At 70.6% G+C, this 21,741-nt stretch carries 16 protein-coding genes and 1 pseudogene; 3 read left to right on the top strand and 14 right to left on the bottom strand.

Annotated elements, in window-relative coordinates:
* Positions 1–49: 49 nt before the first annotated feature.
* From ACZ45Z_RS23415 to ACZ45Z_RS23380, 8 genes and pseudogenes are all read right to left on the bottom strand, one after another.
* Complete coding sequence (locus tag ACZ45Z_RS23415; RefSeq protein ID WP_468365946.1) at positions 50–6,367, bottom strand: protein kinase domain-containing protein; 6,318 nt, start codon at positions 6,365–6,367, stop codon at positions 50–52.
* Positions 6,368–7,344: 977 nt separating this feature from the next.
* A pseudogene (locus ACZ45Z_RS23410) lies at positions 7,345–8,151 on the bottom strand (IS5 family transposase).
* A gap of 574 nt (positions 8,152–8,725) precedes the next feature.
* The gene (locus ACZ45Z_RS23405; RefSeq protein WP_468365599.1) at positions 8,726–11,482 is read right to left on the bottom strand and encodes a fumarate reductase/succinate dehydrogenase flavoprotein subunit; all 2,757 of its coding nucleotides are present in this window, start codon (positions 11,480–11,482) and stop codon (positions 8,726–8,728) included.
* A 12-nt stretch (positions 11,483–11,494) separates the two neighbouring features.
* A complete protein-coding gene (locus ACZ45Z_RS23400) occupies positions 11,495–12,250 on the bottom strand; it encodes an ABC transporter ATP-binding protein (RefSeq protein WP_468365596.1) in 756 nt (251 codons plus the stop codon).
* Entirely contained in the window at positions 12,247–13,137 is an 891-nt protein-coding gene (locus ACZ45Z_RS23395; protein ID WP_468365594.1) for an ABC transporter permease, read from the bottom strand. The genes ACZ45Z_RS23400 and ACZ45Z_RS23395 overlap by 4 nt, the downstream gene beginning before the upstream one ends.
* Positions 13,134–14,480, bottom strand: a complete 1,347-nt coding sequence (locus tag ACZ45Z_RS23390) for an ABC transporter substrate-binding protein (RefSeq protein WP_468365592.1) — start codon at positions 14,478–14,480, stop codon at positions 13,134–13,136. The genes ACZ45Z_RS23395 and ACZ45Z_RS23390 overlap by 4 nt, the downstream gene beginning before the upstream one ends.
* Positions 14,481–14,494: 14 nt before the next feature.
* Positions 14,495–14,722 carry a 4Fe-4S dicluster domain-containing protein gene (locus ACZ45Z_RS23385; RefSeq protein ID WP_017236562.1) on the bottom strand — a complete coding sequence of 76 codons (228 nt, stop codon included), beginning with the start codon at positions 14,720–14,722 and terminating at the stop codon, positions 14,495–14,497.
* A 68-nt stretch (positions 14,723–14,790) separates the two neighbouring features.
* Positions 14,791–15,558: a GntR family transcriptional regulator gene (locus ACZ45Z_RS23380; RefSeq protein ID WP_468365588.1), complete on the bottom strand. Its 768-nt coding sequence runs from the start codon at positions 15,556–15,558 to the stop codon at positions 14,791–14,793.
* A 272-nt stretch (positions 15,559–15,830) separates the two neighbouring features.
* Here ACZ45Z_RS23380 and ACZ45Z_RS23375 point away from each other — a divergent pair, with 272 nt between their 5' ends.
* The 3 genes from ACZ45Z_RS23375 to ACZ45Z_RS23365 all read left to right on the top strand — a co-directional run bounded on the left by ACZ45Z_RS23375 (position 15,831) and on the right by ACZ45Z_RS23365 (position 16,749).
* Positions 15,831–15,917, top strand: coding sequence for a putative leader peptide (locus ACZ45Z_RS23375; protein WP_468365943.1), 87 nt, complete (start codon positions 15,831–15,833; stop codon positions 15,915–15,917).
* Between the two features lie 86 nt (positions 15,918–16,003).
* Positions 16,004–16,552, top strand: coding sequence for a cupin domain-containing protein (locus ACZ45Z_RS23370; RefSeq protein WP_468365941.1), 549 nt, complete (start codon positions 16,004–16,006; stop codon positions 16,550–16,552).
* The gene (locus ACZ45Z_RS23365; RefSeq protein WP_468365585.1) at positions 16,549–16,749 is read left to right on the top strand and encodes a hypothetical protein; all 201 of its coding nucleotides are present in this window, start codon (positions 16,549–16,551) and stop codon (positions 16,747–16,749) included. Before ACZ45Z_RS23370 ends, ACZ45Z_RS23365 begins: the two co-directional genes overlap by 4 nt.
* Here ACZ45Z_RS23365 and ACZ45Z_RS23360 read toward each other — a convergent pair.
* The 6 genes from ACZ45Z_RS23360 to ACZ45Z_RS23335 all read right to left on the bottom strand — a co-directional run bounded on the left by ACZ45Z_RS23360 (position 16,736) and on the right by ACZ45Z_RS23335 (position 21,736).
* Positions 16,736–16,894, bottom strand: coding sequence for a hypothetical protein (locus ACZ45Z_RS23360; protein WP_468365582.1), 159 nt, complete (start codon positions 16,892–16,894; stop codon positions 16,736–16,738). The two genes, ACZ45Z_RS23365 and ACZ45Z_RS23360, sit on opposite strands and share 14 nt — an antisense overlap.
* Positions 16,895–16,902: 8 nt before the next feature.
* Entirely contained in the window at positions 16,903–17,361 is a 459-nt protein-coding gene (locus ACZ45Z_RS23355; RefSeq protein ID WP_468365580.1) for an RrF2 family transcriptional regulator, read from the bottom strand.
* A gap of 82 nt (positions 17,362–17,443) precedes the next feature.
* Positions 17,444–18,343 (bottom strand): TauD/TfdA dioxygenase family protein, encoded by a 900-nt coding sequence (locus ACZ45Z_RS23350; RefSeq protein ID WP_468365577.1) that lies wholly within the window; start codon positions 18,341–18,343, stop codon positions 17,444–17,446.
* Positions 18,344–18,396: 53 nt separating this feature from the next.
* Positions 18,397–18,765: a 4Fe-4S dicluster domain-containing protein gene (locus tag ACZ45Z_RS23345; RefSeq protein WP_468365574.1), complete on the bottom strand. Its 369-nt coding sequence runs from the start codon at positions 18,763–18,765 to the stop codon at positions 18,397–18,399.
* Positions 18,762–20,384, bottom strand: coding sequence for an FAD-binding protein (locus ACZ45Z_RS23340; RefSeq protein ID WP_468365572.1), 1,623 nt, complete (start codon positions 20,382–20,384; stop codon positions 18,762–18,764). Before ACZ45Z_RS23340 ends, ACZ45Z_RS23345 begins: the two co-directional genes overlap by 4 nt.
* Entirely contained in the window at positions 20,381–21,736 is a 1,356-nt protein-coding gene (locus tag ACZ45Z_RS23335; protein ID WP_468365570.1) for an LLM class flavin-dependent oxidoreductase, read from the bottom strand. Before ACZ45Z_RS23335 ends, ACZ45Z_RS23340 begins: the two co-directional genes overlap by 4 nt.
* Positions 21,737–21,741: the final 5 nt, after the last annotated feature.

The raw sequence follows: 21,741 nt of genomic DNA, 5'->3' as shown, positions 1-21,741 counted from the left end.
GGTGGGACCTGGGCGGTGAGCGTAAGGATCGACGGGGAGAACGTAACGGTCAACGGGTCTGGAAATACGTCGCGTTGTCGTCCGCCACGGCGTCCCAGTCGGATCCGGCCCGGAAACGCAGCACGTCCCAGCCGGCCTCCTCCAGGCGGTAGCCGGCCTCGCGATCCCGGGTGGAATCGGCGCCGTGGTCGGGAAGGTCGACGAAGACCGCGAGACGGGCACCGTCCATACGGAACACCAGATCCGGCTTGGCGGCGGCCTCCGGAACCAGGACGTCGACCTCGTCCGGCAGCCGGTAGCCCTTGGCCTTCAGCCAGCCGAGAAGATCACCCGAGGCGATCAGGGCTTCGAGGTCGGCCTCCAGCGGAGTGGGCGCGGCGGGACCATCGCTGCCGGTCAGGGCGGGGCCGCCGGACCCGGTCGCGGTGGGTGCCGCCAGCCGGTGGAACTGCTCGCTCCGGGATTCGCCTCGGTCCTCGCGTTCGGTCTGCGAACCCGCGAGGCGCAGCAGCAGCGGGCGGGCCGCGAGGCGGCTCAGCAGGCGGTGATGGGTCTGGTTTCCGTACGTCAGGAGACAGGCGTAGCAGCCGCGGGCGCACTTCTCACCGCCCTCGGGACCGCCCAAGTCCTCGCCGGTGTCCGGGTCGAAGTGGCAGATCTGCAGGGCGGCGCGGGCCGCCTTCGCCAGCGCCCCTCGCTCCTGTCGCAGCCGGCGCAGCACACCGGCTCCGCCCTCCGCGGCCTCGGTGAAGAGCAGCCGGCGGCGCGGTCCCTCGGGCGGCGGCAGGAGTTCGGCCGTCAGCTCGGAGTCCTCCAGCTCGAAGGCGGCCTCGATGCCCCGTTCCAGGGCGTACAGGACGGAGAACGCGATCGGCTCCGGCAGCGGCTCGTCCAGCGTCGCCACCAGGATGTTCCGCCGGTCCTCCACGTACGGCAGGACGCGCTTCCGGCGGCGCTTCTCGTTGCCGTCCTCGTCGACCACCGGCATCCCGGTGCCCTCCACGGCGTCCGCCGCGGCCCGGTCGTTGAGCCAGCGGCCGTCGCCCAGGTCCAGCCAGTAGCCGTCCTGCACGTCCTCCTTGTCGCGGACCCGGCCCAGGTTGGTGATCCGGACCGTGGCCGAATCGCCGTAGTCGAGGGCGAGGACGGCGGCACCTTCTCCGTCCGTCACCTGCGAGGTGAGACGGCCCTTGCGGACCCCGTGGTCCTGGAAGGCGTACGAGGTCTCCAGCCGGAAACCGGCCCGGCGCCGCTCCTCCTCGTCGGAGGAGATCCGCTCGCGGGGGGTGGTGTACACGGTGTGGAGATGGATCAGGCCGGTGCGCTTCCCGGTCAGCTCCGTATCGCACATCGCGCAGCGGTCGAGGCCGGGACGGACCGGGTGGTGGTAACCGCAGGTGTCGCAGCGGCGTGCCTCCGCCGTCGCCAGATCGCCGGAGGCGTCCGGCGGCAGCTGGATCCGGGTCACCTGGTAGCGGGCGCCCTCGTGGTAGATCAGCGCACCCGGGCCGAACTCGCGGATCGCCAGGAACCGCGGCCGCTGGAGATAGTCGCCGTCGGCGTTGCGCCGGTTGCCCGAACGTGGGATGTACGCGGCCAGCGGCAGGCGCGGGAAGCTGTAACCGGGGAGGAAGCCCTCGGAGGCCAGATAGCGGTAGGGGTTGAAGTCGCTCATCACCGACTTGTTGTCGGTGGAGCGGTTGAGCAGCAGATTGGTCTGCGTCTCGGCCTCCCGGCGGCGGGTGCGGGCGCGGCCCTGCTCGCCCTGGCTGAGCGTGTGGTCCACCACCCGCTTGTTCTGCTCGTACTGGTCGAGTACGGCGGCCCGGAACAGGTCACGCCACCGGTCGAAGGACTTGTCGAACCTGTCGGCGGCCCGCTCGATACGGTCCTCGATCCACTCGTCGTACCACCAGGTCGTGTCCTGGAAGTCCGAGATCAGCGGCGCGAGCACGTTGTGTGCGGCGGTGACCGCACGGCGCCGGGCCCCCTCGTCGAGCGACCTGTCACGGATGTGCGTGTGCAGCGGCAGCACCATCCGCGGATCGGGCCGGTCCCCGCTTTCCGGGTCGTACGCCACGTCGACGACGTCAGGTACGGCCGTACCGAGCTTCATCTCGGTCTCCGCCAGCCAGATGCTCTGGACGTGCGAGCGGACCAGGTCCTCGTTGGCCAGATCGAGGCGGGGCGGCGCGACCTGGCCGGAGACCATCGCCTCCGAGCGGCGGAAGTAGTACTGGTCGTGGCTGTTGCCCGTCGCGCAGTACGTGGTCACCAGCGCCGGCTGCCCCGAACGGCCCGCACGGCCGGAACGCTGGGCGTAATTGGCCGGCGTCGGCGGCACGTTGCGCATCATCACCGCGTTGAGCGAGGAGATGTCGACGCCCAGCTCCATCGTCGGCGAGCAGTAGAGCAGCGGCAGTTCGGCCGTGCGGAACTCCTCCTCGCGCAGCAGCCGGTCCTCCGGCGGCACCTGCGCGGTGTGCTCGCGGGCGTAGAGCCCCGCCAGCTCGGTTGCGGCGTCGCGGTACAGATCGCGGAAGAAGGGATTGACGCGCGGCCCCTCGCCGTGGCTGTAGGTGCGGGTCAGCGGGTCGATCGCCCCCGTCTCCCCGGTGCCGGCCCGCCACACGATCGCGGCGGCCGACACCCGGTACCCGGTGCGCTTCTCCGCCGCACGCCGGCGGAACGCCGGCCCCGAACGCTCCGGGGCCGCCTCCACCTCGCGCACCAGGTCGGCGTCGCGGAGCACGGTGAGCAGGGTCTCGATCACCCCCTGCACATCGTCCTGCGGGGCCTCGCGCAGCGCGGGGACGTTCCGGCGCAGATACTTGCCGAACTTCCCGCGCGGCGAGAGGAACAGGGCGGTGCGCTCCATACCGGGCTTGGAACCGTACGGGTAGGCAGTGCCGACATTCGGCTTGTCGCTTTCACTGAGGACCCAGGGGCCGGTCAGCCGCTCCTCGCTGGCGCCCTTCAATGCGTCGAAGTCGTCCCGGAAGTACTGCACATCGATGGCCAGGCCCCGGCGCAGGAAGTCCAGGAGGGTGCGGGCGATCTCGGCACGCAGCTCCGCGTCGATCTCGCGGAGCACCGGGTGCGCCGATTCCCAGCGCTCGGCGCGGGCGGCCACCCACTCCAGGTCCTCGTAGTCGATGCGCAGCAGGCCCGTCTGCTCCAGGTTGGGCATGGTGATCCGCCAGCCGCGCTCCAGGTCGCGGTAGAGGCGGTAGCCGACGACGTCCCGGAAGGTCTTCGTCGCCCGGCGCTCCATGGACGGCGGCTGGTCGGCGACACCGGTGTACTCGCGCGGTGCAAGGCCCATCACCTCCGTCACCGCCGCCGTCAGGTCGTCGTGGCGCACCCCCTCCTCACCGGAGCGCACGACCGCCGCGTACAGCGCCCCGCGCAACTGGGTGACCTGCGCGAAGTCGTTGAAGTGGCCGGCCTGCAGCGAGGCGTCCTGACGGTTGTCGACGAAGGTGAGGAGCTTGCGGGCCTCCTTGTCCAGGCTCTTCTCCGGCACCGCGCGCAGCGACTTGAGGATGGAGGCCGAGATCAGGGAGGTGGCCGAGGAGCGGCCCTCCTGGTCGAGCGTCGCCAGCTTGGCGAAGTCACGGCCGCGGGTCTGCTCGTACGACACCTGGCAGTGCAAACAGAACAGGAACGGCGCCGGGACGAACGCCGCCTCAAGACCCTTGCCGCTCTCCGTGCTCTCCGCGCCGAGGGGGTCGACGACGACGCGCCTGGGCACCCGCTCCCGGTAGGTCTTCTTCACCACCGTCAGACCATTCGCGTCCTGCTCCAGCCAGGACTCCGGAATCCGCCGGTCGTCCACGGCCCGCTGCGGATCGGCGGGCCAGACGTAGTCCTCGTCCGGCACCCCGACGTACAGACAGCCCTCGCCCTCGCGGCCGCCGGAGGCCGAGGTGCCACGCCGGGGCTCGTAACGGAAGACACCGTCACGGCCCTCGGTGCGCCAGACCGTGAGGTACTCCTGACCGCACTCCCGGCAGAACGACAACGGGTACAGCGGCATGCCGCCGCTGCCCGGCTGCTCCAGCTGGAAAGTGCGGGTCAGCGGGCGGGTGAGCGGGTTCTCCAGGGTCGTGTACACGGTGTCGCCCTTGGAGAGGAACTGGTGCAGGCGGAAGGCGAAGAGGGGCCGCTCGGTCACCGGGTGCTTGGCCTGGGAACCGGCCTCCAGGGTGGCGCGGATCGCCTCCCGGACCTGGTCGGCGGGGACCCCGGAGCCGGTGGACAGTTCCTCGGCGGCCGACTCGATGGTCCGCGGCGCACAGCGGCGCAGCCGCCCGGTGTCCGGCTCCTCCTCAAGGCCGAACCGGGACTCCACCCAGCGGGCGAGGGGGTCCCGGGTGAGTGCCTCGTACGCGCGGGGCGCCGCGGGCATCCGCAGCCGCTCGGGGGGAACGGCCGCCGGGGGCTGATCGGTGGCCCGGACCAGCGTCTCGCCGATCACCCGGGTGGGCAGCACCGTGGTGCCGAAGAGCCGGCCCGCGACCCGGGCGACCTCCCGCCGCTGGTCCTCCCAGGTGCCCTCGGTGGACATGGTCGCCGAGGTGCCGATGCACTGCAGGTTCTGCCCCGCACGGCATGCCTCGCGGACCCGGCGGATCAGCAGCGCGACGTCCGCGCCCTGCCGGCCCCGGTAGGTGTGCAGCTCGTCGAAGACGAGGAACTGCAGGCCTTCGGCGTTCCGGATCAGACCGTCGCGGTCGTCCGGCCGGGTGAGCATCAGTTCCAGCATCACGTAGTTGGTGAGCAGGATGTCCGGCGGATTCCGGCGCAGCTCCTTGCGCCGTTCCTCGTCCTCCTGGCCCGTGTACCGGGCGAAGGTGACCGGCTCGTGGCCCTCCCCGAAGCCGTGCCGCAGGTACTTCTCCAACTCCTTGAGCTGGGAATTGGCCAGCGCGTTCATCGGGTAAACGACGATCGCCCGTACCCGTCGCGGAGCCCCCGGAGCGGCCGCGTCCCGCTCCTTCAATACCTGGTTCACGATCGGCACGATGTAGGAGAGCGACTTGCCGGAACCCGTGCCGGTGGTGAGCACGTACGAGTCGCCTTCCTGGGCCGCCTCGATCGCCTCGCGCTGATGGCGGTGGAAGGTGAGCGGCCGGCCGTCCGGACGGCGGGCGTCCTCCTTCTTGCCGGCCTGGAAGATCTCGGCACAGCGGGGATGCAGAAGCCCGTCCCTGACCAGATCGGTGACCTGGCCGCCGTCGGCGAAGAACGGATTCAGCGAGAGCCAGGGGTCGGGCCACTGCGACTTCGAGGCCAGGTCGTCCTCGACGAAGTTCTCGATCCGGGCGTCACGGATGACGGTGGCGCTCCGCGTGAAGCTCTCGTACTCCTCGATCAGATTCTTGTGGATGCCGAAGACATCCATGGTCTCCGGCAGGCGGGGCGAACGGCGCGGTACCAGGGCTGGCTTCACGGCGGCGGGCTGCGGCAGTTCGGCGCGGAGCCGGACCACCGGGTCCATGGCCGTCCACTCCGGGGCGAGCAGGTCGACCGTCGCGTCGGGGGCGAGCGCATGCGGGATCAGGGCCTCGCGGACCAGGGTGGCGTTCTCCGGCCGGTTTTCCGGCTCCTTCTCCAGCAGCCGGGAGACCAGGCGCACCAGGGCCTGCGGCAGATCGGGCCGGACGATGGTCAGCCGCGGCGGCGGGTCGTACTGGTGCTGCACGGACAGCTCGTAGGCGGTCCGCGCGGAGAACGGGGGGCGGCCGATCAGCATCTCGTAGAGGACGCAGCCGAGCGCGTACAGATCGGCCGCGGCGGAGGCCGGTTCGGCGCGGAACTGCTCGGGCGCCATGTACCGTGCCGTGCCGACGCTCACGCCGGTGCTGGTCAGTCGCGTCTGGTCGGGGTCGTCGACGATCGAGCCCATGCCGAAGTCGAGGATCTTCACGGTGCCGTCGCGGAGCAGCATCGCGTTGGCCGGCTTTAGATCGCGGTGGACGACGCCAGCCGTGTGCGCGGCGGCGAGGCCGGACGCGATCTGCGCGCCGATCGCGGCGACCCAGGAGACCGGGAGCTGCGGCTCTTCATCCATGAGCAGGCCCAGGGTGTGGCCGTCGAGCAACTCCATTGCCAGATAAGGGAGACCGCTGGCACCCGGTGCGTCGTCGATGCCGCCTGCGATCAGATGGGTGAGGTTGGGGTGACCCTGGGAAAGCATGCGCATGATCTTCACCTCGCGGTGGAAGCGCTGTGTCTCCTTGTTCCCCTCCGCAGCCTCGACCAGCAGGCCGGTGCGGTTGCGCAGCACCGTCTTGAGCGCCACCTCGTACTGCGTCGAAGCGGGTGCGGCTTCCAGGTCCACGGCCCGGTGCACCTCGCCCATGTTTCCGCGACCCAGGTCACCGGTAATCCGGAAACGTCCACCGACCTGCTCCAGTGCCACTGCTGCTCCCCGTCACTCGCGTCGTGGTGGAAGGTATCTAGCGGGGAGCGTACACCAGAAGTGACGGTATGGACTGTGAAGTGCTGTTGACTATGTCAACACGCCTTTACTTCGACTGCGGCAATGAATGGAGGGGGCGGTGGTTGTCGTTTCGGTCCATGACCGGCGACGGTGTGCCAGATGGCCTGCGGGCCATGGCGACGCTTCTGGCCCGCCCTGCGGCAGGCGGCGGTAGGTGGAGCGGTGCCCAAGGCGGCGCTCCGGGTGCAGGTGGGAGCACCGGTCCTCGGCGGTCATGCGCAGTAGGGGGAACGGGGGGTTGGGTGCCAGTACGGCAGGCGGTGGTGCATACCGAAGTCGACCCTTCAGCCTCTAAAAAGTTGCACGGCCCCATGAGGGAATGAGTGCGACAGAGGGAGTTCCCGTTCCCGGACGCCGCGGCGAGTTGTTGCTCGAGCGATACAGAGACAGTGAGGGCCAAGTGTTGCTGAAGTGCCAGCGTCACCGGAGTCATCCGGTCACCTCGAAGGTTTTCTCCTAGGCGTCCTAGGCATCCTAGGCGCCAGGCGAGCGGAGAAAGTCGGTCGCTATCGGGGCTGGCAGCCCCAGTCGAGACTAGTGCGGTGACTCTGTCTGGGGGCCGGTTCGGAACCGTGCAATGTGCGCGTTACCGCACGCCATGCCCGTCAATGCACAACATGCGCCCGGAAATTGTCCGTTATGCGCAGACGGTGCCGGTCACCCGCAATTCTGGAGTCAAGGGGCCGCAGGCTCGAACCCTGTCGTCCCGACCAGCGTTTCACGCCGGTCGGAGGTCATCTTTGCGGACATGAGGAAGCGGCCTTGAGCGTTTTCGGGCCTGTGCTGGCGACAGCACACTCGGCATCCACGAGAGACGCGCGTGCCTAGACGTCGTTTCAGTTGGTGAGTCGGCGGTGGTTGATGAGACTGGTCGCGATGGCGGTGAAGGCCAGGAAGGGTTGGGGCTTGCGTTCGTAGCGTCGGTGGAGGCGGCGGCACCCTCCGAGCCACGACATGGTGCGCTCGACTACCCAGCGGTGTTGGCCCAGGCGTTGCGAGTTTTCGACACCGCGCCGGGCGATGCGAGGAATGATGTTTCGTTCGCGGAGCCATCGACGCAGGTAGGGATAGTCATAGCCCTTGTCGCCTGGAGCTTTGCCGGCCTGCGTCGCCGCGGTCCGCGTGGGCTGCGGATGGGCGAGATCCCCATGACCAGCGGTTGCAGGGCCAGGTTGTCATGAGTGTTGGCGGCCGAGATGGCAACGGAGACGGGCAGTCCGGACCGGTTCACGATGAGGTGGATTTTCGACCCTGCTTTGCCGCGGTCGGTCGGATTCGGTCCGGTCAGTTGCCCCTTTGAGGGCGCGGACACTGACGGAGTCAACGGCGAATCGTGACCAGTCCAATCCGCCCTGAGCACCGAGTTCGTCGAGGATGACGCGGTGCAGACGAGCCCAGACACGCTCCTGGCTCCAGCGCGCGAAACGCCGGTAGACGGTCGGCCAGGCCGGCCCGAACACCGGAGGCAGCTGCCGCCAGGAACAGCCTGACGTGGCCACGAACACGATCGCAGTCAGGCATTCACGATCCCCGGCTCGCCGACGGCCCCCGCCCTGCGGGCGTACCACCACCGTCTCCGGCACCACCCGCCGAAACAACTCCCACAACTCATCCGAGACCAGATGCTCAGCAAGACTCGTCATACCAACACAATGACGCTACCCGCCAAAGGAAACGTTGCCTTAGGGACTGGTCAGACGCAGTCGCCTGACGCTCGTTTGACGCTCCAAGGGGGTTTCGGGCAGGGGGATGGGGACGAAAGTGCGGTCTGACCTGGGATTTTCCGAAAGTCGGAATTTACGACATCTTTTCGATGACGCATCACGTGGAGTGCGTAGCCATTCTTCAGCCCGCAGCAAAGGGCCTCTGACCTCGTGGTTTCCTGATTTCCCAGGATCCGGGCCGGTCGCGTCGACATGTTTCCGTGGGCGCACCACGTGACCTGGTGTCAATCCTGGAGCCGGCATGGCGTCCCACCGGAAAGGCCGGTCCCGTGCGTGCGGGGTGGTAGACGCATGGTGCACGGCCATCCGTAGAAATCCGGTTTCGTTCGGTGCCACTGGGAGTTCCAGACCGCAGTGATCTGAAGAAGCCAGAGATCATCCAGTGGTACCGATCACCGTGTCTGAGCGGAAAGGACGCGGTCCGCTCCCTCGGGGAGAGCGGAGCGGGGCGCCTCCCGGCGAGACGCCATCCGTCGGAACGGAACCGCGGTGGTCAGGAGACCGCGCGGGACGCGTAGGCGCGGATGTCGGCGTCGGGATCTGTGGCGACCGTGGCGAGGGCGGTGCGGGCTTCGGTGTCGGCGCGGTGGGGGAGGAGGGAGAGGACGGCGGCCTTGCGGACGTCCGCGTTGGGGTCGGCCAGGGCCTTGGCGAGAGCGGGGACGGCCTGGGCGGTCGAGGCCGCCCGGAGGGCGGTCGCGGCGCCGGCTCGGACCTGCCAGGCGGGATCGTCGAGGGCGGCCGAGGCCAGCGTGGCGTAGTGCGGCGGGCAGCCGGTGGCGGCCAGCGCGCCCAGCGCGGCGCTCCGGACGAGTGGGTCGGAGTCGTCCAGCAGCGGGTCGAGCGGGGCCGGGGCCGGGGTGTGCACAGCCGCGAGGCCGCGGGCCACCGCGACCCGGACCTCGCGGGCCGGGTCGGCGGCGGCCACCGCCAGTTCCGGGACCGCGTCCACCGAGACCAGGGCCCGGACGGCGGTGATGCGGACCTCGATGTCGTTGTCGGCGAGCGCGGCGACGTACACTCCGGCGTCGCCCAGCCGCAGGGCGCGCAGCACGTCGAGCGCGGCGGCCCGGACGGCCGGGTCGGCCACGCCCAGCGCCTCCCGCAGTCCCGACCCCAACTCGGGCTCGGCGGGCAGCACTTCGACCAGCTCACGCAGGGCGGCCGCAGCGGCGGCCCGGACCTGCGGGGCGCTGTCCCGCAGGCGCTCGGCGAGCGCGGGTCCGGCGCCGGCCGGCACCGTCTCGCCGAGGGCGGCCACGGTGGCTGCCCGCACCGTCGGGTCGGCATCCACGAGGTAGGGGCGGAGCGCCTCCAGGTCGGGGGATTCCTCGGTGAGGGAGAGGAGACGGAGGAGGGTGGGGCTGGGCGCGGTGACGTCGAGGGCCGAGTCCGTGGCCGGTGCCGCGCCGCCCGGCGCCGCCGCGGGCGTGGCGCGGGCGGCCGGCGTGGCCTCCCGCGGGCCGGCCGTGGCCACCGGCACCGGCGCGACCTCGCCGAGCCACCTCTCCGGCCCCGGCTCCGGGGCGAACTCCGGCACCGCGACCACGTACGGCTCTACCGGTCGGGCGGTGAACTCCATAGCACCAGAGGGCGACTTGCGCAGGTCCAGGTGGTGCAGCCAGCCTGCGTCGTCCTGCTCCGGGTGGTCCAGCCGCTCGTGGTAAAGGCCCCACCGGGACTCGGTCCGGGCCAGCGAGGCCCGGGCAGCCATCTCCGCGCAGTCCCGGATGAAGGTGACCTCCGCGCACCGCATCAGTTCGTGCGGGGTCCGCGCCCCCATTCCGGCGATCTCCTCCGACATCCGGGTGAACGCCTCCACTGCCAGGGACAGCTTCGCACCCGTCTTCGGCGGTGCCACGTAGTCGTTGACGAACCGCCGCAGCTTGTACTCCACCTGCGGCTGCGGCGGCCCGTCCGGGTTGCGCAGCGGCCGGTAGACGAGCTGGTGGGCGGCGGTCAGCTGGTCCCGGGGCAGCTCTCCCTCGTAGGCCCGGTACCGTGCCGCGTCCTCACCGGCCAGGTCACCGAAGACGAACGCGCCGATCATGTAGTTGTGCGGTACGCAGGCCAGGTCGCCGGCCGCGTACAAGCGGGGCACGGTGGTGCGGGCATGTGCGTCGACGCGTACCCCGGAGGCGGAGTGCCCGCCGCACAGCCCGATCTCCGAGATGTGCATCTCGACGTCGTGGGTGCGGTAGTCGTGGCCGCGGCCTTCGTGGAACGTGCCGCGGGTGGGCCGCTCCGTCGTGTGCAGAATCCCTTCGACGGCTGCGATGGTCTCTTCGGGCAGGTGGCTGAGCTTGAGGTACACCGGACCTCGGTCGGAGGCGAGTTCGGCCGCGAACTCGGCCATCATCTGCCCGGACCAGTAGTCCGACTCCACGAACCGCTCGCCGTGACGGTTCACCTGGTACCCGCCGAACGGGTTCGCGACGTACGCGCACGCCGGCCCGTTGTAGTCCTTGATCAACGGGTTGATCTGGAAGCACTCGATTCCGGTGAGCGCGGCCCCCGCGTGGTAGGCCATGGCGTAGCCGTCGCCCGCGTTCGTGGGGTTCTCGTACGTTCCGTACAGGTAGCCTGAGGCGGGCAGACCGAGCCGGCCGCACGCCCCGGTCGCCAGGATCACCGCGCCCGCCCGGACGGTGACGAACGCGCCGGTGCGGGTGTTGAACCCGGCCGCGCCGATGGCCCGGCCGTCGTCCGGGTGGGTGAGCACCCTGACCGGCATGATCCGGTTCTCGATGCGGATCCGCTCCCGCATCTCGCGTCGCCGCAACTGCCGGTAGAGGACTTTCTTGACGTCCTTGCCCTCCGGCATCGGTAGCACGTACGAGCCGGACCTGTGTACTTGGCGGACGGCGTACTCGCCGTGTTCGTCCTTCTCGAACTTCACTCCGTAGGACTCCAGGCGCTTGACCATCGCGAAGCCGCGGGTCGCGGTCTGCCGGACGGTGGACTGGTCGACGATGCCGTCGTTGGCGCGGGTGATCTCGGCGACGTAGTCGTCGGGTTCGGCCCGGCCCGGGATGATCGCGTTGTTGACGCCGTCCATGCCCATGGCGAGCGCGCCGGAGTGCCTCACGTGCGCCTTCTCCAGCAGCAACACCTGTGCGCCGCGTCCGGCGGCGGTCAGCGCGGCCATGGTGCCGGCGGTGCCGCCGCCGATGACGAGGACGTCGCAGGTCAGTTCGGTCGCGTCGGCGAGGGCCGGGACGGTCAGCGGGGTGTCCACCAGGGTGTCCACGGGAAGTGCCTTTCAGAGGGATTCGAGTATGCGGCGGCGTAGTTCGGCCGTGCCGGGGGCGTGCCGCCCCTCGCGGTCACGCGGGTGGGGTACGTCCAGCACCTGCCCAGTGGCCAGCAGGGCGACCCGGTCGCCGAGGTAGAGGGCCTCGTCCACATCGTGGGTGACGAAGACGACGGTCGAGCCGGTGCCTCGCAGGATGTCCACCAGCAGGTCCTGCATCCCGGCGCGGGTCTGCGCGTCCAGCGCGCCGAAGGGTTCGTCCATCAGCACCACCCGGGGCCTGCCGGCCAGGGCCCGGGCCATTTGGACCCGCTGCCGCTGCCCACCGGACAGCTGGTGCGGGAGCTTGTGGCCGTGTCCGGCGAGACCGACCCGCTCCAGCCAGTCGCCTGCCGCCCGCCGCCGCTCGGCCCGGGGGATCCGGCGGATCGCCAGCGGCAGCTCGACGTTGGCGCGGACGGTCCGCCAGGGCAGCAGAGCGTCGTGCTGGAATACCAGCGCCCGGTCGGCTGCCGGCCGGGCGACCTGCTCACCGTCCTGGGTGACCCGCCCGTCCAGCGGAGGAAGCAGGCCGGCGAGGGTGCGCAGAAGAGTGGACTTCCCGCAGCCGGATGGCCCGACCACGGCAAGCAGTTCCCCTGGCGCGATCCGCAACGCGACCGTGCCGGGGAGGGCGGCGCCGTCCGCGTGACCGAGCCGCACGTCGTGCAGGGCGAGTTCGGCGCCTTCCGGCGCGGGGGCAGCAGGCAGGGTTGCCGTGCTCATGGGACGGGCTCCTTCCGGGGGACAGCGGAACGGATCGCGGCGGCGGGTTCGGCGCCCACGTCCCCGGGAGCACGGCGGGACCCGCGGGACCCCGGACGCGGTGCGTCGGCATCTCCCCACCCGACCGGGCGGGGCAGCCAGGAGGTGGCGCGACGGCCCAGCAGCTCCACCGCGGTCGAGGTGAGCCATCCCAAGGCCCCGATGGTGGCCATGCCGACGAACACCGCCGGGTAGTCGACGATCGTGTAGTCCTGCCAGGTGCGGTAGCCCACCCCGTACTCGCCGGAGATCATCTCCGCAGAGATCACGCAGATCCACGACACGCCGATGCCTACGGACAAGCCGCCGAAGATGCCTGGCAGGGCACCCGGCAACACCACGGAGAACAGCACCCGTAGCCGGCCCGCGCCCATGGTGAGCACGGCCTCCTCCCAGACCGGGGTGAGCGCCCGCACCGCGTGCCGGGTCGACACCACCACCGGGAAGAAGGCGGCGGCGAAGGTGATGAACACGATGCCCTGCTCGTTGGTGGGCAGCAGCAGGATGGCGACCGGGACCAGGGCGATGGCGGGCACGGGCCGCACCACCTCCACCAGCGGACCCAGCAGGTCGGAAACCCATCGGGACCGGGCGATGGCCGTGCCGGTCGCCACCCCCAGCACGGCGGCCAGCAGGAATCCCAGGACGATCCGGCGCAGGCTGTGACCCAGGTCCTGCCAGTACGGATCGGTGCCGACCCGGTCGGCGAAGGCGGACGCCACCTCACCGACTGTGGGGAACTGCTCGAAGCGCAGCCACATGTTCACATCAAGGGAAGTCAGGAGCTGCCACCCCCCGAGAGCCGCGGCCAACGAGGCCACGCGGAGCAGCCGACGGCCCGGGCTCATGACGCCAGCCTCACGGCGTCTGCGTAGCGGATGATCCTCGCTCCGGCGTTCCGCCCGGTGAACTTCTCCGCGTTTGCCCGGGTGACGAAGGCGCGCAGCTCGGAGCCGTCCTCGACCCATACCGCCTTGTCCGCGAACCACAGGGTGCCGGTCAGCGCGTCCGGCACATAGGCGGCCCGCACGTCGGCGCCCTTGGCAGCCGCCAGCAGTTCCTCAGGGCTGTCGAAGGTGTGGGTGGTGGTCTTGCCCTTCAGCCACAGTTCGGGCTTCGCGGCGCCCGCCTTCGGGTAGGCGGAGGCCCGCACGGCCCGCTTCAGCGGCGCCGGGTCCACGAAGGCGTCCACGTCGACGTCGCGCACCAGCCCGGCGGCCCGCAACACCGGCAGGTCCTTTTTGAGAGCGGCGATCAACTCCGGGCGGAGCTCCGGGTCGAAGGTGGCGATGCCGTTGGCGCCGTTGTAGAGGTAGACCACCTCGGCCGGCAGCCCGGTCTTCTTCGCCACCGACTCGGCGGCGGCGACCGGCTGGGCGCGCAGGTAGTCGGTGGCCCGGCGCTGTGCCCTGAGGAAGTCGTCGAGGACCCCGGCCCGTTCGTCGGCGAACCTCTCCCGGACTGTGACCCCGTGGAAGGTCGGCAGGTTCAGCTCTGCCCCGTCGTAAAGAGCGGTGGCCCGGCCCTCGAAGGCCAGCTTGCCAGGCCAGGCGACGAACTGGGACAGCGCGTCGGCGCTGCCTGCGGCCAGGGCCGAGGCACCCACGCTGGGCTGCTGGTTGAGCTTCCGGATGCCCTTGCCCGGGTCGATGCCGGCCCGCTGCAGAGCCCGGACAAGGGTGCCGTCGGCGGCCGATCCGACGCTGGTGGACACCTTCTTGCCACGAAGGTCGGCCAGCGATCGCAGGGGTGAACCGGGTGGGGTGACGACGGTGTTCAGGCCGCCGCGCAGGTTGTATCCGGTGACCGCGACGAGCCGGGTCGGCTGCTTGAGCTCCTTGCCGCGGGCCGCGTTGATCAGCAACGGGAAGTCGCCCATCGAACCGATGTCGATCTTCCCCGCCGTCATCTGGGCTGTGATCGGGGCGCCGGTCGCGTAGTCCTGCCACTCGACCTTGTAGGAGATGCCGTCCTTCTTCCCGCGGGCCGCGAGCTCCTCCTCGAAGTAGCCGAGGGAGCGCAGCAGGGTGCCGGCGGTGACGGTGTTGATGGTCTTGGACTGGTAGCCGACGGTCACGGTCACCGTCTTCGCGTCGCCGTCGGCGTCGGCGGTGCCACCGCAGGCGGTGGTGAGCGGGAACAGCAGGGCGACCGGGAGGAGCGGCAGGAGGGGAATTCTCTTGCGGTACATGAAGGTTCGGCCTTTCACCGGAGCAGGTAGGGCATGTTGACGGTGACTGCACCGGTGGGACACCGGGCCGCGCACGGACCGCAGTACCAGCACTCGTCCACGTGCATGTACGCCTTGCCGTCGTCCTCGCGGATCGCTAGTGAATCGAGCGGACACATGTCGACGCAGAGCGTGCAGCCGTCGATGCACTTGGACTCGTCGATGGTCACGGGCACGTCGGCGCGCTGCGGGACGAGAGGCATGGTTGGTCTCCAAAGGGCCCGGCAGAGCCGGAACGGCGGGGAACGGAAGGAAGCGGGGAAAACGGGGATCATGGGGAGCGGCGCAGCACGCCGCTCATGGTGATGCGGTCGCCGCGGAACCGGATGAACTCCAGGTCCACCGGCCGCCCGTCGGGCAGACAGGTCAGCCGTTCCAGCATCAGTACGGCAGCACCGCGCGGGGCCTGGAGTACCGCGGCACAGTGCGCGTCGGCGTTGACGGCCTCCAGGGTGATCTCGGCATGCCCCAGCGGGCCCCCGGTCAGCGACTCCAGGAGCCGGAACACGTCGGTGTTCTCGAGGTCGCAGCCGAGCAGTTCACCGCCCACGTCCATGGGCAGGTAGGACAGGTCCAGGGACAGAGGCAGGCCGTTCAGGCGGCGCAGCCGCTCGATGCACAGCACGTCGGCCTGCTCAGGCAGGCCGAGTCGATGAGCCACCGGGCCGGTGGCGGTGACCGGTCCGACGGTGCGTACCTCGTTGGTGACCCGGCCGTGCTCGCGCAGTGTCTCGGCCAGGCCCTGGAGGCGGTCCAGTCCGTGCGGGTACTTCTCGCAGACGACCACCGTGCCGACGCCCGGTTGCCGGTTGACGAGTTGCTCGTCGCGCAGCAGGTCCAGGGCCTGCCGGACGGTGTTGCGGCTGGCCCGGTAGTCGGCGGCGATGACGTCCTCGAGGGGCAGGATCCCGCCGGGGAAACTCCCCGCCAGGATCTGGTGTCGCAGCAGGTCTGCGAGCTGCCGGGCCCGGTCCGCACGCAGCCGTCGGCGGCGAGCGGCGGCTACCGGAAGGGCAGCGGGGGCGGGTTCGGCTGGCATGAAGGGGAACGTACAAGGAGAGCCACCCCGATGGTGTTGCCGCAGTATTGCGCCACCTGAGGCTCTCTGCACACCCACCTGAGCTGGGGCTTTATGAGTGCAGTGCCAAAATCCGCCACTCCGTCGCCCACATCCTGGACTCCGAGTGACCACGATGCGGCGGCGGCCTCGCCCTCGCAACTGTCGACGAAGCCCTGGTACGGACCGAGCCGCCCGCCGCCACACTGTGAGAAGCGGTTGCCCCGGCGCACGTCGTGTTGTAGTCATGGGGCATGAGCGACACTGTCCGGCACCTGTGGCGGAGGGTCCACATGGACCTCGTCCGCTATGCGGGCTGCGTGTGTCGTCCGTCCTGCTGAATTCGCCTTTCCTCTCGCGCGGCGCCCTGTGTGCCGCCCGCGCGACCCCAGCGATCTCCAGGACGTCACCCGTGTCCAGCACGACGATCACCTCTGCGCCCGTTCAGGCCACCTCACCCACAGAGAAGTCCGCCGACTTCCCGGGCCCCACCCCTGCCCAGCTCCTCGCATTCGTGCGTCGCACCGCCGCGGACGCCGACCTCGTCGCCGCGCTCCCGCTCGACCCCCAAAGCCGCACCTGGGTACGCCTTGAGGGCCCGGGTGGCAGCGAGGCATGGCTCATCGGCTGGCCGCCCGGCGCGGGCACCGGCTGGCACGACCATGCTGAGTCGATCGGTGCCTTCACCACGGCGGCGGGCGAGCTGACGGAGAACGCGCTTGCGGTGCGTCTCCCCGCCGACGGGTGGAGGACCCTGGAACTCGCAGAAGGCTTCGACCGCCGACGGAAGTTGCCACCCGGTGAGGGCAGGGCCTTCGGCCACCACCACGTACACGAAGTGCGGAACGAGTCGCGCACCGAGCATGCCGTCTCCGTTCACGCCTACTACCCGCCCCTCCCTCTGATGCGGCGTTTCAGCCGTACCGGCGCGGTGCTCCGGCTGGAGCAGGTCGAGAGGCCGGAGGACTGGCGATGAGCGGAGAAACCTCCATCGACGAGCACGTGGCGCGTGTCCGCGCCGGGCTCGACCGCGTCGGCCCGAAGGAGGCTTGCGCGGCGGCTGCCGACGGTGCCGTGCTGGTCGACATCCGGTACGGACTGCACCGGGCGACCGACCTGGTCGGCGGTTTCCAGGCGTGGCGTGCGGCGGGCCTGCCCGTCACCGCACCGTAGCCAGGCGGCCGATGGCAGGGGCATCGGTCATCTCGTCCCGTACCGCGGACGGCGAGGGCAGCTTGTAGGCGGGGGTGACCTCGGCCCACACCAGCAGATGCCAGCCAACGAGCACCAGCGTGAGGGCGGTGATGGGCGGCAGCACCTTGCGTGTCAGGGGTTCACCCAGGCTCTGGGGGTCTTCGTCAACGCGGTTACGTCCGACGGCAGTTGGGCCGATGCGACGTCGGCGAGCGATACGCCCTCCAGGATCTCGCGCACATTGGAACGCAACGCGATCCAGAGGGGGAGCAGTGACTCGGCGGGACCGGTGTAGGACAGCTCAGGGGGGCGGACCCCACGTACCGACACCAGTGGGCCGTCCACGACGCGGATGACGTCGGCGATGCTGATGGACTCGGAGGGCTTGGCCAATCGGTAGCCGCCGTTGCCGCCGCGCTGGCTGAGCACGAGGCCGCCCCGTCGCATGTCGTTGAGAATGCCTTCGAGAAACTTGTGCGGAATGTCCTGAGCCTCGGCGATGGCCTCGGCCTTCAGTGGACCGCCGTCCTGGGACGCGGCGAGCTGTAGTGCGGCACGTACCGCGTAGTCCGCCCTGGCTGAGATCCGCATACGCACATTCTCCCGCACAGCTCGGTCGGTGTCCGGGGCGGGGGCCGCAGGGCACGGTGCTCCTGCCCTGCGGCCCCGGGGCTCAGACCGCGGCGGGGGTGTAGTGCGAGGCGTCGTCGCCCTCGATGGCGTGGCTGAGGGTGCCGTCGACACCGGCGGGGACGTCGCCCGCGACGGTAACCCGGTGGAGCAGGCGCGGCAGGTCGCCGTAGTCGTCCGGGGCGTAGTGCTGGGTGATGCGGTTGTCGAACAGGACGAGGTCGCCCGGCGTCCAGGCCACGCGCACGATGTTCTCGGGGCGGGTGACGTACGACTGGAAGATGCGCAGCAGGTCCCGGGAGTCGGAGGGACCGAGGCCGACGATGCTCTGGGCGAAGCCACCGATGAACAGCCCGCGCTCCCCGGTCTCGGGGTGGACGCGGACGATCGGGTGGGCGGTGCGGTACTTCCGGGAGACGAACCGCTTGCGGTGCTCGGCGGCCTTGTCGCTCTTCGGGGCGGCGTAGTCGTAGTCGTTGCTGTGCACCGCCCACAGCCTGTCCGCCAGCTCGCGCAGCGGCTCGGGCAGGTCCCGGTACGCGGCGGCCGAGTTGGCGATGAGGGTGTTTCCGCCGTAGGGCGGGACCACGATGCTGCGCAGTGTGGACGCCTTCGGGGGAGTACGGACGAAGGTGACGTCGGTGTGCCAGTGGTTGGCGCGGATGCCCTCGTCGCCGTCGACGGGCAGGATCTGGGGCCGGCCGTCGACGGAGGGGACGGTCGGGTGCGCGGTGGTGAGGTCGCCGAAGAGGGAGGCGAAGCGGAGCTGGCCCGCGTCGTCGAGGTTCTGGTCGCGGAAGACGAGCGCCTTGTGTTCCAGGAGCGCGGAGTTGATCTCGGTGACGACGGCGGGGTCGAGGTCGGTGGAGAGGTCCACGCCGAGGATCTCGGCGCCGATGCGGCCGCCGATCCTGCGGATGTCGAAGCCGGTGCTGGTGGTCATGTGCGGGTGTTCCCTTCAGGAGGTGATCAGCGGAGAGGTGATCAGTCGGGTCGTCAGGAGGTGAGGGGCGGGGAGGTTCCCTTGGACCCCGGCGGTCCGAGGGGAGGGCCGACGGCCCGCAGTGCGCCGGGGGTGCGGCCTTGTCCCCAGCCGATGTGCCGGCGGTAGCTGCCGAGGAGGCCCGCACGGTCGAGGTGCTCCTCGTCCCGGGCGGTGGGGTCGTCGGGCAGTGGGCGGGTCAGGGGAGCGACGTAGAGCGCGTCGGCCGGGCAGTTCGCCTCGCACTGGAAGCAGGTCTGGCAGTCGTCGCGGCGGGCGAGCACGGGGATGCCGTCCTCGCCGCGGTCGAAGACGTTGGTCGGGCAGACCTTGATGCACTTGTCGCAGGTGATGCAGCGTTCCGCCGAGACCAGTTCGATCACGAGGCCACCTCCAGAGGTGCGGCCGGTGCCGTCGATGCGGTGGGCGCCGTGGTCAGGGGCTCGGCGCGGGTCCACACCTGGTCGAGGCCGCCCGTCACGATGCGGTGGTGCTGCCCGGGATCCTGCGCCGGGAAGTCGAGTCGTTTGGCCATGCCTCGGGTCTCGGTGCGCGCGAGAGCTGAGGCGTACATCCAGCGCGCGTGCGCCGTCATCGCCGCTGCCTGCCGGGCCCGTACGGTGTCTCCGCCCCCGGCGTGCAGTGAGGCGCGCGACTCCTTCCAGAGGCTGTCGAGCACCTCCAGCGCTGCGGCGAGCCGGTCTCCGTGGCGCAGATAGTTCTTCTCGTACGGCAACACCTGGCCCTGGACCGCGGTGACGACCTCGCGGAAGCCGTCGGCCGGACCCGGCGTCCCGGTGGGCCGGACCCCGGCGCCGCCCGCGGCCACCAGGCGCCTCGTATCGGCGTGGACGCCGAGTGAGCGGGCGTGGCGGGCCGCGCCCCGGCCCGCCCAGGTGCCGGAGGAGAGGGCCCAGGCGGCGTTGTGGCTGCCCCCGCCCGTGAAGCCGCCGCAGATCAACTCACGGGTCGCCGCGTCACCGGCCGCGTACAGCCCGGGGACGGTGGTGGAGCAGTCGTCGCCGGTGATGCGGATGCCGCCGGTGCCGCGCACGGTGCCCTCGGCGAGGAGCGTGACGGCGAAGCGCTGGGTGAAGGGGTCGATGCCGAGCCGGTCGAAGGTGAGGAAGAAGTTCGGCTGGGCCCGCCGCATCGACTGCCGGGCGGCCGCGTCCGCCCGGTCGAGGCGGCAGTAGACCTTCTCGCTGAGCAGCGCACGCGCGATGACGGACCGGCCGCCCTGACTGGCCGCACCCTCCAGGACCGTGCCGTCCTCGCGGTAGAAGGTCGCGAAGGAGTAGAACGCGGTCTTGGTGACGGAGGTGCCCTCGGGTGCGATGCCGTACGCGTTGGAGAACTCCATCCCGGACAGCTCCGCGCCCGCCTCGGCGGCGAACAGCGCGCCGTCGCCGGTGTTGACGTTGCAGCCGAGCGCGCCGCTGAGGAACGCGCAGCCGCCGGTGGCCAGGACGACCGCCCCGGCGCGCACCCGGTAGGGCCGACCGGCCTGCCGCTGGTGGCCCCTGGCCCCGGCGACCGCCCCGGAGGGGTCGGTGAGCAGTTCGGTGACTGGGCTGTGGTCGAGGACGCGGGCCCCGGCCCGCTGGACGCGGATCCGCATCCTGCGCATGTACTCCGGTCCCTGCAGGCCGTTCCTGAGCTGCTTTCCGTCCGGCCCTGTGGGGAAGGGGTAGCGTCCGGCCGCCGCAAGCTCGTTCATGCCCGCGTACGTCTGGTCCAGCACCCGGGTCATCCATCGTCGGTCGGCCAGGAATCCGCCCAGTGCCTCCCTGCTCGCCATGGCGGCCTCCCGCGCGGCGGGCTCCGGGGGGACGTACCAGACGCCGGTGCCGGCGGAGGCGGTGGCGCCGCTGGTGCCGCAGTAGCCCTTGTCGGCGAGGACCACGTCCGCTCCGTCCTGGGCCGCCTTGAGCGCGGCCCAGGTGGCGGCGGGGCCGCCGCCGACCACCAGGACGTCCGTGGCGAGGTCCAGCCCGGTCATGCGGGCCGGCTTTCTGCTGCTGCCGCCGCGGCCAGCCGGTTGGCGGGGCGGGCCAGGCCGTAGTTCTCGCGCAGGGTGCGGCCGGTGTACTCGGTGCGGAAGAGTCCGCGCCGCTGCAGGATCGGGACGACGTGGTCGACGAAGTCCTCCAGGCCGCCCGGCAGATGTGGCGGCATGATGTTGAAGCCGTCGGCGGCACCCTGGGTGAACCACTCCTGGATCTGGTCGGCTATCTGTTCGGGGGTGCCGGCGAACACCCGGTGGCCGCGTCCGGCGCCGAGGCGGGCGATGATCTCACGCAGGGTGAGGCCGTCGCGGCGGGCGAGTTCGGCGACGAGCGTGAAGCGGCTCTTGTTGCCGTTGATGTCCCGTTCCTCGGGCAGCTCGGGCAGCGGTCCGTCCAGCGGCAGCCCGGTCAGGTCGGTGCCGAGCATCCCGGAGAGCTGGGCGAGCCCGTACTCGGGAACCTGAAGCTCCGTCAACTCTTGCTCCAGTGCGCGGGCTTCGGCCTCGGTCGAGCCGATGACAGGGGCGATGCCGGGAAGCACCAGCAGTTCGTCCTCGGCGCGGCCGTAACGGGCGAGCCGGGACTTGAGGTCCTTGTAGAAGGCTTGGCCGTCGGCGAGGGTCTGCTGGGCGGTGAAGACGGCCTCGGCGTACTGGGCGGCGAACTCCCTGCCGTCCTCCGAGGAACCGGCCTGCACCAGCAGTGGGTATCCCTGGGGGGTGCGCGGTACGTTCAGCGGACCCTGCACGCCGAAATGCTCTCCGCGGTGGTTGATCTCCCGCACCTTGTCGGTATCGGCGTAGACGCCGCGTTCACGGTCGAGCAGGATCGCGTCGTCCTCCCAGCTGTCCCACAGCTTGGTGGCGACCTCGACGAACTCCCGTGCCCGCTCGTAGCGCAGCCGGTGCTCCAGGTGCTCGTCCTGCCCGAAGTTGCGGGCCTCGTTCACGGTGCCGGAGGTGACGATGTTCCAGCCGGCCCGGCCGCCGCTGATGTGGTCCAGGGAGGCGAACTTGCGGGCGGTGTGGAAGGGCTCGTTGAAGGTGGTGGAGACGGTGGCGATCAGGCCGACGTGTTCGGTGACCGCTGCGAGGGCGGACAGCAGGGTGAGGGGTTCGAAGCCGCCGAGGGCGTTGTGCCGGACCTTTCCCCACAGGGCGAGGCCGTCGGCGAGGAAGACGGAGTCGAGCAGGCCACGCTCGGCGGTCTGCGCGAGCTGCTGGAAGTAGCGCAGATCGGTGACCCGTTCGGGCTGGGTACGGGGGTGGCGCCAGGCGGCGTCGTGGTGGCCGGCGTTCATCAGAAAGGCGTTGAGGTGGAGCCGACGGGGTCTGGTCGTGGTCATGAGGT

It is taken from the genome of Streptomyces sp. NPDC031210 (assembly GCF_055570395.1).
Note: the sequence above shows the minus strand (reverse complement) of the source record. Positions and strands in the feature narration are given on the sequence as shown.